The sequence below is a fragment of the Geomonas propionica genome, assembly GCF_016458235.1.
In the GTDB taxonomy this organism is placed as follows: Bacteria; Desulfobacterota; Desulfuromonadia; order Geobacterales; family Geobacteraceae; genus Geomonas; species Geomonas propionica.
Genome location: NZ_JAEMHK010000020.1, coordinates 93,086 through 103,970, shown reverse-complemented (window position 1 = coordinate 103,970; position 10,885 = coordinate 93,086). Strand labels below are relative to the sequence as shown.

General features: G+C 58.8%; 11 protein-coding genes. 5 read left to right on the top strand and 6 right to left on the bottom strand.

All coding sequences use genetic code 11. The annotated features are described in order from the left end of the window. Positions 1–501 precede the first annotated feature (501 nt). Positions 502–768 carry a hypothetical protein gene (locus JFN90_RS20800; RefSeq protein ID WP_199397037.1) on the top strand — a complete coding sequence of 89 codons (267 nt, stop codon included), beginning with the start codon at positions 502–504 and terminating at the stop codon, positions 766–768. 286 nt (positions 769–1,054) lie between these two features. Here JFN90_RS20800 and JFN90_RS20795 read toward each other — a convergent pair whose 3' ends face one another. The 4 genes from JFN90_RS20795 to JFN90_RS20780 all read right to left on the bottom strand — a co-directional run bounded on the left by JFN90_RS20795 (position 1,055) and on the right by JFN90_RS20780 (position 6,634). Further along, positions 1,055–1,723 carry a hypothetical protein gene (locus JFN90_RS20795; protein WP_199397036.1) on the bottom strand — a complete coding sequence of 223 codons (669 nt, stop codon included), beginning with the start codon at positions 1,721–1,723 and terminating at the stop codon, positions 1,055–1,057. A gap of 199 nt (positions 1,724–1,922) precedes the next feature. After that, positions 1,923–3,212 (bottom strand): dicarboxylate/amino acid:cation symporter, encoded by a 1,290-nt coding sequence (locus JFN90_RS20790; RefSeq protein ID WP_199397035.1) that lies wholly within the window; start codon positions 3,210–3,212, stop codon positions 1,923–1,925. A gap of 375 nt (positions 3,213–3,587) precedes the next feature. Next, positions 3,588–5,009 carry a sigma-54-dependent transcriptional regulator gene (locus JFN90_RS20785; protein WP_199397034.1) on the bottom strand — a complete coding sequence of 474 codons (1,422 nt, stop codon included), beginning with the start codon at positions 5,007–5,009 and terminating at the stop codon, positions 3,588–3,590. Between the two features lie 2 nt (positions 5,010–5,011). Then, the gene (locus JFN90_RS20780) at positions 5,012–6,634 is read right to left on the bottom strand and encodes a transporter substrate-binding domain-containing protein (protein WP_236019102.1); all 1,623 of its coding nucleotides are present in this window, start codon (positions 6,632–6,634) and stop codon (positions 5,012–5,014) included. 301 nt (positions 6,635–6,935) lie between these two features. Between JFN90_RS20780 and JFN90_RS20775 the strand changes: the two genes are divergently transcribed. Both JFN90_RS20775 and JFN90_RS20770 read left to right on the top strand, forming a co-directional pair. Continuing rightward, complete coding sequence (locus JFN90_RS20775) at positions 6,936–7,349, top strand: nucleotidyltransferase substrate binding protein (protein ID WP_199397033.1); 414 nt, start codon at positions 6,936–6,938, stop codon at positions 7,347–7,349. A gap of 29 nt (positions 7,350–7,378) precedes the next feature. After that, a complete protein-coding gene (locus JFN90_RS20770) occupies positions 7,379–7,648 on the top strand; it encodes a nucleotidyltransferase domain-containing protein (RefSeq protein ID WP_199397032.1) in 270 nt (89 codons plus the stop codon). A gap of 126 nt (positions 7,649–7,774) precedes the next feature. Here the strand turns inward: JFN90_RS20770 and JFN90_RS20765 are convergent, their stop codons facing one another. Continuing rightward, positions 7,775–8,146: a pyridoxamine 5'-phosphate oxidase family protein gene (locus JFN90_RS20765; RefSeq protein WP_199397031.1), complete on the bottom strand. Its 372-nt coding sequence runs from the start codon at positions 8,144–8,146 to the stop codon at positions 7,775–7,777. A gap of 54 nt (positions 8,147–8,200) precedes the next feature. Between JFN90_RS20765 and JFN90_RS22320 the strand changes: the two genes are divergently transcribed. Together JFN90_RS22320 and pdxR are read left to right on the top strand one after the other, a co-directional pair. Beyond that, complete coding sequence (locus JFN90_RS22320; protein WP_236019101.1) at positions 8,201–8,692, top strand: GntR family transcriptional regulator; 492 nt, start codon at positions 8,201–8,203, stop codon at positions 8,690–8,692. Then, the gene (gene pdxR, locus JFN90_RS20760; RefSeq protein WP_236019100.1) at positions 8,647–9,633 is read left to right on the top strand and encodes a MocR-like pyridoxine biosynthesis transcription factor PdxR; all 987 of its coding nucleotides are present in this window, start codon (positions 8,647–8,649) and stop codon (positions 9,631–9,633) included. Before JFN90_RS22320 ends, pdxR begins: the two co-directional genes overlap by 46 nt. Positions 9,634–9,708: 75 nt before the next feature. Here pdxR and JFN90_RS20755 read toward each other — a convergent pair whose 3' ends face one another. After that, on the bottom strand, positions 9,709–10,524 hold the full coding sequence (locus tag JFN90_RS20755) for a CheR family methyltransferase (RefSeq protein WP_199397030.1): 816 nt from the start codon (positions 10,522–10,524) through the stop codon (positions 9,709–9,711). Positions 10,525–10,885 lie beyond the last annotated feature (361 nt).

The window sequence follows — 10,885 nt, the reverse complement described above, 5'->3', positions numbered from 1 at the left end:
CGTTTTTCTAAAAACGGAAGAGGTTTTTGGGAAAACGGATCCGGTTCACTCTAATCTGGAACCAGTTCGGTCTGATGAAGAACCATTTTTCCCGAAACGGGTACCGTTTTTCTGAAAACGGAAGAGGTTTTTGAAAAAATAGATCCGGATCACTCTAATCTGGAACCAGTTCGGTCCCATGTTGATCCGGTTCTCGGGAAACAGGAGTCGGATTTTCTAAAAGGGATGGATTGCGTCGCGGGTTCTGGTTAATGGTTCAGAGAGTGCCCGCTTGTATTAAGACGCCTTTGCGATACAACTAATTAAATGGGCCACCGCAGAAAAAGACAATCTCCTCACTGTGGCAGAGCAAGGATCTGATGGGGATTTCGGACTAAGGGGCAAATGAGCCCCCTGTCAGCTGCAAAAACCTGGTAGTGCCAGGCTTACCAACTGAGAACTCGACAACTTTAGTTGCACGGCCGGAGAGTTGCCTCTCCGTATTCCACCAAGGAGGACGGTATGAAAAGACTGGCTGTAGTACTAGTGGCGGTTGGACTGTTTGTGGCAATGCCGGCGTTTGCTGCCGAGCACGAAGGAATGAAGATGGACACCGACGAAGGTGTGAGGGAATGTGCCCTTCAGGCTGAATCCATTCAAAAGAAGATCAACCGGATTCAGGGGGAGATCAAACAAGGCTCCAAGAAGTACACCGCTGAGGAGCTTAAACAACTCCAAAATAAGCTGAAGGAGGCTAATGAGGTGTTGGACACCATCACTAGGCAGTAATGGACTTTCTAGGCGGGCTGATGCAGCCCGCTTTTTTTTAGTTTCATCTTAGTCTTGTTAAAACATTAGAACTCGAAAAGAGGGACTGGAACGCCAAGGGCGCCGCAAACGACACAGCAACCAGGCAGTACTCCATTTTAATGGTATACCCTCAACTGGTTCCATAGCACAAGTTAACGTGATCGGGTCCGGAAATCTACGCTTGCCAGGAAGGTTATTGAGGACAAAAAACGCGACTGCATCTTCCTGCAGCCGCGTTCTTTTTTCTTCTCACCGGGGAGACGCCTCACAAAACGATGATGGTGACGACCTGCGACCATGGGCCGGTCTTTCCGTCGACGTGGAGTCGGGCTCTGAAGGATACTCGGCTGGCCGGCTCAAGGCCGGTATATTCGATGCGTGCTTTCTGGTGGATACCCTGACCGCCCCATGACGACTCGTTGGAAGGATCGTACGACATCTGCAGTTCGCAGGGGGCGTTCTTCGGCCGGCTTATCAGGACCATGACTGCGCCCGATATCGGGCCCGATGCCGATTGGGCATGTTTCAAGGCAAGTGAGGGAATTTCCCAAAGCAGATTTGTCGACGGCTTGCTGGTTTGTTGCTTTTGCTTCAGTTCGAAACCCGTGTCGTTCAAAATGTTGGGGTCGTTCCTGTGCAGCGAGAGCATGGTGAAATGCTGGATATTCATGGCGAGGGCCAGCTTGCCCGTGTCCCAAAGTTCCAGCTTTTTCGCCTTCGCGTCACGGTTGCCCGTGGCGGCTGCGTCACGCCACTGCCCAAGTTCCGCCGCCAGTGCCCTTAGCTTCTCCCCCATCCAGAAGTACTCCGGCGTGCCGTCCTTGACGGCTGCATGCGCATCGACCTTGGCTGCATGGGTGAGTAAGAGGGCAATGAAGTCGTTGATACCCAAATCCTGGAAGTGTGCAACTAAGAGCTCCGGAATGACTGGCACGGTGGCACCTCCTTTTCTGGCTGGATTGAAAGCACGGAGTGAACCTTAAACGAGGCTAATAGTTTTGTCTAGAGGGCGGTGAAACTTTTTCTTACCACGGTTCCGGTAATGGAGGACGAACAAGAAAGGCACCCAGTGAGCGGGTGCCTTTCTTGTTTCACAAATCTGGCGGGGGGCAGTACGCCGGTTGGCGACTGGACTAATCCTGCACCGCCACAGCGACGAGCAGCGCGTCGTCTTCCTCTGCCGCCTCGGGCTCCGCACCCAGATCACCTTCCCACTTGGAGACGACAGCGGTGGCGATGCTGTTGCCGATTACGTTGGTCGCGGTGCGACCCATGTCGAGGAACTGGTCGATGCCCATGATGAGCAGCAGACCCGCCTCGGGGAGGTTGAACATGGGAAGGGTGGCGGCAACGACCACGAGCGAGGCGCGGGCGACGCCGGCCATCCCTTTGCTGGTCAGCATCATCACCAGGAGCAGGGCGATCTGCTTGGAGATGGAAAGCTCGATGTTATAGACCTGGGCGATGAAAATTATGGCGAAGGCCTGGTACATCATGGAGCCGTCCAGGTTGAACGAGTAGCCCAGCGGCAGCACGAAGCCGGACACCTTCTCCTTGACGCCGAAGCGCTCCAGGGATTCCAGGGTCTGAGGGTAGGCGGCCTCGCTGCTCGCGGTGGAGAAGGCGATCAGCATCGGCTCGCGGATCAGCTTGAGCAGGGTCCAGGTGGAGCTACGCAGGAAGATGTAGCCGGCTCCGATCAGCACGGCCCAGAGCACCACCAAGCCGATGTAGAAGCTCCCGATGAACTTGCCGTAGGTGGTCAGCACACCTAGCCCCTGAACGGTGATGCAGGACGCCATGGCGGCGAAGACACCCACCGGGGCGAATTGCATTACGTAGTCGGTCACCTTGAGCATGATGTTGACCAGTTCCTTGACGAAGGCGACCACGGTTTTGGTGGCGTCATCTTTGAACGAGGCGATGGCGAACCCGAAGAAAACGGAGAAGATCAGGATCTGCAGGATGGAGTTCTTCGCCATGGCATCGAGGAAGCTGGTCGGGAAGATGTTGGTGACGAAATCCTTGAAGTTGAGGGCGGCGACGTTGAGGTTGGTGGTGGCGCCGGTTGTCGGTGCGGGGAGCGAGGTGCCGACGCCGGGCTGGAACAGGTTGACGAACACCATGCCCAGCACCAGGGAGATCACGGAGGCACAGAGGAACCAGCCCATGGCGCGGATCCCGATCCGGCCGATCGCCTTGGAGTCGCCGTTGCCGGCGATGCCGGAGACGATGGTGCCGAAGACCAGCGGCGCGATGATCATCTTGATCAGGCGCAGAAAGACCGACGAGATGATGTCGAAGTACCCCGCAATGACTTTGGCGGCCTTGGCGTCAGGCGCATTGAGGTTACAGAAGTAGCCGACGACGATTCCTAGAATCATCGCCACCAGGATGTAGAGGGTCAGTTTGTTCTTTTTCATGCCGCATACTCCTTCAGGTTGAATTGCATCGTTATCCCCAATTTCACAGCTTCCCATAAAATAGTTTTCTACATCCTGCAGCACTGATGAGATAGCAAGACAACTGCCAACTCGTCTACAAAAGGATAAGTGGTCGTAATTCTGCACGTTATGAGGTGTGCGCGGGGGAGCGGGGATGCAAAGGGGGGTATAACCTGTGGGCGGCAAAGCGGGGGTCGCGCGGGAATTCACTTGGAATTATGGGTGGTTAGTCTGATTTGTCGGAGGTTATAACCTGGGCGCAGGTTATAGGGGTTATGCGGGAATAGAAGCGGCGGCTGCCCTCGCCGCCGCACAGGCGGCGGGAGAGGGTAAAACCTTGTTGGGTGTTGATGATTACGGCAAGGAATCCCCTGTCTTTTTAAGGCGTTTGCTCAGCGCCGGCTGGGAGACTCCGATGAGGCGGCAGGCGATGGACTGGTTCCCCTGCGCCCGGCGCATCGCTTCGGCGACCAGGAGATCGCTCACCTCGTGCATGCCGGGAAGCGGCTCGGTAGGGACGAACACATTCCGTTGTCCCTGCTCGTCCAGCCGCACCGGCCGGCTCTGATCTTTGCCGAGGACCCGCTTGAAGGTGTCCATGGAGAGCATGTGCGCTTCGTGGCGGCTCATGGCGTCGTACACCAGCGCGCGCAACTCGCGCACGTTGCCGGGGAAGGAATAGTTGGTCAGCAGGACTGGCAGTTCCTTGGGGACGGTAGGTTTCTTCTTGTTGAGCTCCCGGGCCGCCTCCTCCAGGAAGTGATCGAAGAGAAGCGGGATGTCGTCGGGGCGCTCGCGCAAGGCCGGGATGTGGATGTGGTGGCCGCACAGGCGGTAATAGAAGTCCTTGCGGAACTCTCCGGCGGCCTGCTTGGCCGCCAAGTCATGATGGGTCGCCACGACCACGCGCGCGTTCATCCGCTTGGGCACGTCGCTGCCGAGGGAGAAATATTCACCCTCCTGCAACAGGCGCAACAGTTTGACCTGCGAGGTTGTGGCCAGGTCCCCGATCTCGTCGAGGAAGAGGGTGCCGTCCGCCGCTCGCTCGATCATGCCGCTGCGGGGAAGCTCGGCGCCCGTGAAAGCGCCCTTGGTGTGACCGAAGAGGGTGTCGCTGAAGATCTGATCGTCCAGTCCCGCCACGTTCACCGAGACGAGTTGGCCGGGGCGTCGGCTCACCTTATGGACCGCCCGCGCCACCAGCTCCTTGCCGACGCCGCTTTCGCCGGTGATCAGGATCGGCTGGCTGCTCCCGGCCACCGCCTCGATGTACCGGAAGATGGAGAACATGGCCCGGTCCACGGTAAGGATGTCGGCGAAGGCCTCGGCGTATTCCAGCCGGTCGCTCAAAATGCGGGATTTCATCTCGCTGTTTTCCCGCTGCAGGTCGATCATCCGGATGGCGCGGTGGATCCCCTGGATCAGGCGCTCCTCCTCGACGGTCTTCACGAAGAAGTCGAAGGCGCCCTTTTGCATGCAGTCCACCGCGACGGAAACCTGGTTTAGCCCGCTCAGCACGATGACCGGGACCTCGGGGTGCTGCTCGATGATGGCGGGGAGCAGGTCCTGGCCGGAGAGGTTCGGCATGTTCAGGTCCAAGAGGACCAGGCCGATGGGGCGGGACCTGAGCAGTTCCAGCACTTTGGTGCTGTCGGAGCAGCGCACCACGTTGTTGATGCCTCCCGACATGGCGAGGGTCATGCTGATGCTGCGCAGCCACGCCTCCTCGTCGTCCACCAGCAGAATCTCGAAAGCGGGGTTAAGTGCGTCGATCATAGTCATGCTCCTTGAAGGGCGGGCAGCGCTACCCGCACCGAGGTACCCTCGCCCGGCTCGGACTCGAAAACCATGGTGCCCTGGTGTTCTTTGATGATGGAGGCTGATACCGAGAGCCCGAGGCCGGTCCCGCCGGTCTCGCGCTTGGTGGTGAAAAATGGGTCGGCGATGCGGTGCAGATCCTCGCTGGCTATGCCGACCCCCTCGTCGCGGACCTGCAGGAGGACTTCGTTACGTTCGGCATCAAAACTGGTGCTGAGGAAGATCCCCTTGGTCGGGTCGGGGAGCGCCTGGCAGGCGTTGAGGACCAGATTAACCACCACCTGCTCGATCCGTTGCGCGTTGCCCCGTACCGCCGGGAGTCCCTCGGCGAGGGTGGTGACGACGTTGCCGGTGGTCTTGCGGATGGAATTATCCACCAACCTGAGCGCCGCCCGGACCACGTCGTTCAACAGCACCGACTGGTCCATCTGCGAGGTGTCCTTGCGGGCGAAGTCCTTCAGGTCCTCCACGATGCGTTTGATCCTGGTGGCACCGTCCTGCATCTCGTCGATGAGCAGCGGGATGTCCTCCCGAAACTGAGAGTAGCGCAGCCCGCCGATCATGAAGTCCCCTTCCTTTTGAAACCTCTGTTCCAGGTGCTCTTCGGTGGAGCGGAAGATCTTCTTCAACACGGGCAGGTTGTAGAGTAAAAGGCCGGTCGGATTGTTGATCTCGTGGGCGATACCGGAGACGAGGACCCCGAGCGAGGCCATCTTGTCCGCCTGGATCAGTTGCTGCTGCTGCAACTGCATCTCCTGGGTGCGTAGCGCGACCTCCCTGGCGAGCCTGCGGTTGATGTAGCCGATGGCGCTCAGCAGCAATAAAAGCGGCAGCGCCGTGATGGCCGCGTAGGTGAGGATCTTGCGCCATGAGACGGTGGGAGGTTCCAGCGCGCCGAGCCACTTGTCATGGATCTTCTGGTAGCGCCCGGTATTTTTCAGGATGGCGAGCCCTTCACTGAACTGGGACAGGATCTGCTCGTTTCCCTTTTTCACCGCGTAGCAATACGGCTGACCGGCGAAAAGCCTGCCGACTGGGACGATATTGGAGAGGCCGAATTCGCGGCTTAAGTAGAGTCCTGGAAGGTTGCCGACCAGGGCGTAGTCGTGTTTGCCGGCGGCGAGTTGCCGCAGGGCGTCGATGTGGGTATCCACCGGGACGATCCGCGCGCCCACGTTTTTTTCCAGGAGGTAGTCGTGCATCATGCCGCCGTTTTGCACGAAGACCTCTTTCCCCTTCAGGTCGTTCAGGTCTCGAACCGGCTTGGTGCCGCGGCGGGCGAATACGGACTGGTTGATGATCGAGTGCGGCGGCGAGAAGTCGTAATCCTTGGCCCGCACATCCGCCTGGACCATCCCCTGGACGATGTCCACCTCGCCGGTCCGCAGCGCCCTGCGTATCTCGTCCCAGCGGCCGAGGCGGATCTCCACCGACATCCCCATCACTTCCGCGATGGCGCGGGTCAGGTCGACATTGAACCCGGCGGGGTGGCCGTCTTTGTCGATGAACTCGTAAGGGGGATAGTTGTGGTCGCCGCCGACGACGATGGTCCCGGCGGCCGCAGCCCAGGCTGAGCACGGCATTATTACGCACATGGCCAGCAGAAGAAGTGCCGGCAGGAAGCGCCGCGTGATAAGGAGGGCAGTTTTGATGTATCGCGAACGGATCAAAGGGAGTGGTCCTTCTGAGCCAGGTGGAGGTTGGAGGTGGGCTTCGGAGCGTCCCAAGTATAAGTCGCGAAAAAGATAAAAGTCAATCCGGGCTTTCTTTGAGGCTGAGTCGCTCCGCCCTTCATCAGGTTGCGGGAGACATTCACAAAAACAGCTGATATTCGGCGGAATACGTGATAGATTCCTGTCATCTTGGAAACGACAGGAGCAAGCGATGCAACTGGATATCCGCTGGCAGCAAAGGTTCCAGAACTTCGATAGAGCTGTAGTCCTTCTCCGCGAACCGATTGAGCGGGACGTGACGACGCTTTCCAACCTGGAAAAGGAAGGCACGATCCAACGATTCGAATTCGCTGTGGAACTCGCCTGGAAGACGCTGAAGGATTTTATGGAGTACGAGGGGGGATTGATTGCTCCGGTTACGCCCCGGAATGTGATCAAACAGGCGTTTGCTGCGCGCATCCTATCAGACGGACAGGTTTGGATCGATATGCTGGACCACCGGAATCTTCTGGCTCACACCTATGATGAGGCAACCTTCGACAAGGCTCTGCTCGCCATTCGCGACCGCTACCTGCATGCTATTGAGGAATTGCATCTCTGGTTCATTGAGCGGAGAGAGCTTTGAAGTCTGCACCTGAACTCCATGAGTCCGAATTGAACGCAATTCGACAGGTGTTGGCCCGACATCCCGCTATAACCGGCGCCATACTTTTCGGTTCCCGCGCCAAGGGAACCGCAACTCCCGCCTCCGATATCGACCTCGCCCTCGAAGGGATAGAAGACCCCCTGCAGGCCGAAGCCATCGCCAGCGAGCTTGATGAACTTCCGCTTCCTTACACGTTCGATGTCAAGGCCCTGGCTTCGATCCGGCACCGGCCGTTACGGGAGCATATCGAGCGGGTAGGGGTGAGGGTTTATGGGTAGCTTGCGATCTGATGAAGTGCTTTGATCTAAGGGGGCTATGATAAGAGGGAACGAAGGCAGCCCTACACGAGACGGTGGTGACTCGTGTAGGGCTGCCTTTTTCTTTACTGATTGCCGGAGCTAGCCCTACCAGGTCTGGGTGACCGTGTCGGGGGTGACGGCAAGGGTGGCACGCAGCCAGCTGAACTTCGATTTTAGTTGATCGAATTCGGGTCCGGACGTTATAAATGCGGCTTTGCCCTTGATCAGAAAACCTGCGCCCGGTCCGTGCAGCCCCTGCACCTTGCTGCTGCCCACGGTGATGAGGACTTCCGGGTTGAAGGCGACGTTGGCCTCGGTCCGGTTCATGTAGCCGGCGGGAATCAATATGCGCCCCTCGTCGGAGATGCGGATGTAGCTGTTCCAGGTGTTGACCAGGTGCGGACCATCCTCTCCCAAGGTGGCGATGGCGACCACGCCATCCTGTTTCAGAATTTCCAGCAGCTTTTCGGGAATCATTTCTTCTACCTCCTGTTATTGATCTTGCATAGCCACTGTGTGACTGGAAGGTTTATGTTCGTCCTCGATACCAACGACAAGGTCCCTCTTTATCGGCAACTCTACAACCAGATCAAGGAGCAGGTGCTGTCTGGGACGCTTCCTGCGCATGCCAAGCTCCCTTCTGTCCGGGACCTGGCGACAGAGCTTGCGACGAGTCGCAACACGGTCGAGGGGGCGTACCAGGAACTGTCCGCGGAAGGCTATATCTACTCCAGGCAGCGCAGCGGCTACTTCGTGTCCGCCATCGACCAACCGGCCGCGTCCGTGTCGCGAGTCACAGCAGCGCGCAAGCCGCAGCGCCCCTCCGGCTCGGAACCCATATTCAGGTTCGACTTCCATCCCGCGCGCCTCGACCCGGCGAGTTTCCCGGTGGCGCAGTGGCGCAGCTGCCTTCTGGAGACCCTGCGCGAGAGCCCGGTGGAACTTTCCCACTACGGCGGCTTCCAAGGTGATTGGAGTTGCGCTGCAATCTGCAACGGTACCTGGAGCGCTCCCGCGGGGTGATCTGCGACCCCGAACGGATCTTCATCTGCGCCGGCCTGCAACAGAGCCTGGACCTGGTGGCGCACCTGCTGCGAGGCGGTCACTCCACACTGGCGGTCGAGAATCCCGGATACCATCTGCCGCGAGTGGTGTTCCAAAACAACGGCTTCGAGATCCTCCCGGTCGAGGTCGGGGCAGGGGGGATGGACCTGGAAGCGTTGCGCGCGAGCCGGGGCAGCATCGCCTACGTCACTCCCTCTCACCAGATGCCGCTGGGCCAGGTGATGCCCATCGCCAACCGGTTGAATCTGATCGAGTGGGCCGACTCCGGCGGCAACGTGATCATCGAGGATGATTACGACAGCGAACTGCGCTATCACGGCAAACCGATTCCTTCCTTGCAGGGGCTGCGCCCCGACGCGGACATCATCTACCTGGGAACCTTCTCGAAAGTACTCTCGCCGGCGCTGCGCCTTTCCTACATGGTGCTGCCGAACGCCCTGCTGCCGGGTTTCAACGCCTTGTACCGCGACTATTTCCCCACCGTCTCGCTCCTCGAGCAGAAGGCGATGGCAAAGTTCATGGCGGAAGGACATTGGGAGCGCCACATCCGGCGCATGCGCATCGTTTACCAGAAAAAGCACGACGTCATGCTGAAGGCGATCGAGAAACACTTAGACGCCAGGGCCACCGTGATCGGTGCTGGTGCTGGACTGCACATGGTCCTTCAGTTGCGGGACATGCCGTGCACCGAGAACTCGATCATGAGCGCCGCCGCGGCAAAGGGAATAAACCTGTTTCCCTTCAGTGCGACCTGCGTCGGCGCCGCCCCTGCCGCGACCCGTCTCATGCTCGGTTTCGGCGGCATGGCGGCCGCCGACATCGAGGAGGGGATCAGGATCCTCGCCGGGGTATGCCTCAAAGTAGATGAAAATTGCCCCCGGGAACAGGGGCAGAAATGAATAATTTTGCGGGGGCAGGAGACACTACCGTTGCCGGTGACGCCGGTACCGGTGCCTTTTTTAGATGCTGCTTTTCTAGAAACGCAGCTTGAGAGTGTAGGCCTTGTCCCCTCTGCGCTCGAAGCGCTGGTCGCCGTCCAAGGCCGCTTCGGCTTCGCCCATGAAGAGCAGCCCGCCCGGTTTCAGCATTCCCGCCATCCGCCCGACCAACTCCTGCTGGGTCTGGGCATCGAAGTGGTCGCAGACTTCCCTGCAGAAGATCACCTCGTATTTCCCTTTCAGCACCCACTCCCGCGCCGCGAGGTTGCAGGGAAGGAAGGAGACCATGCGCCGGATCTCCGGCACGACTTGGTATGCCTCCTCGTGGCAGGCAAGGCGGACAAGGTATTTCTCCTTGTACCGCTGGGGGAGGTGCCGTAGCCGGTCCGCGGTGTAGACTCCGTCTTCCGCAATCGCCAAGGCGGAGAAATCGATGTCGGTAGCGAGGATCTTGATGGAGCGGACGTTGCCCCCCAATGCGTCGTGTGCGGTCATCGCCATCGAGTACGCTTCCTCTCCGGTGCCGGCAGCACAGGACCAAAGCAGGGCGCCGGGAACCTGGAGGGCTTGCAGGTACTCCTTCAGCGCCGTGAAGTGGTCTGCTCTGCTAAAAAAAGAGCTCGGGGCTGCACCGAGAGCGCTGGTGAAGGCGCCCCACTCGCTTTTGCCGCCCGTCATCAATCGGTCCAGGTACTGGGAAAAGCTCTGCGCCGAGGTGGCATCTATCCGTTGCGATATGCGGTTATAGACCAGGTCCCTGGTGTGATGCCCCAGAGTGACGCCGGTAGAGGAGCGGTACATATGGCGGATTCGGTGGAAATCGTTGCTGGTGTAATTAGTCTGTGCTGTCATGGCTTCTCCCTCTGAGTTTGTGTCCCCATTCGCCTGGACCTTTGCGTGCCTGTGTCGTCCGCTGTTTCAGTATTTGGTAAACACGATTCGTTCCCATTGGGGTTAACGGAGGGGGGGGATTGCCTTTTCCGGTGGTGGCGCCTTGTTAAGGTGCTGGAAAAGTTTGGAATTTGTTCGAGGAGGACGTGCGCGGTATGGCGTGAATCGGAGGGGTGGGGTCTTTAATGAGGGGCGCGAAGTTGTGGCATGCCACACTCTACCAGCCACAGTTTTGGGGTGCGCCCCAACAGCAAATCCCTCTGTCTCCCCTTCGCAAAGGGGAGGACATGAGTTCGCGTTCTGCGCTTCGTGGCCACCTGGT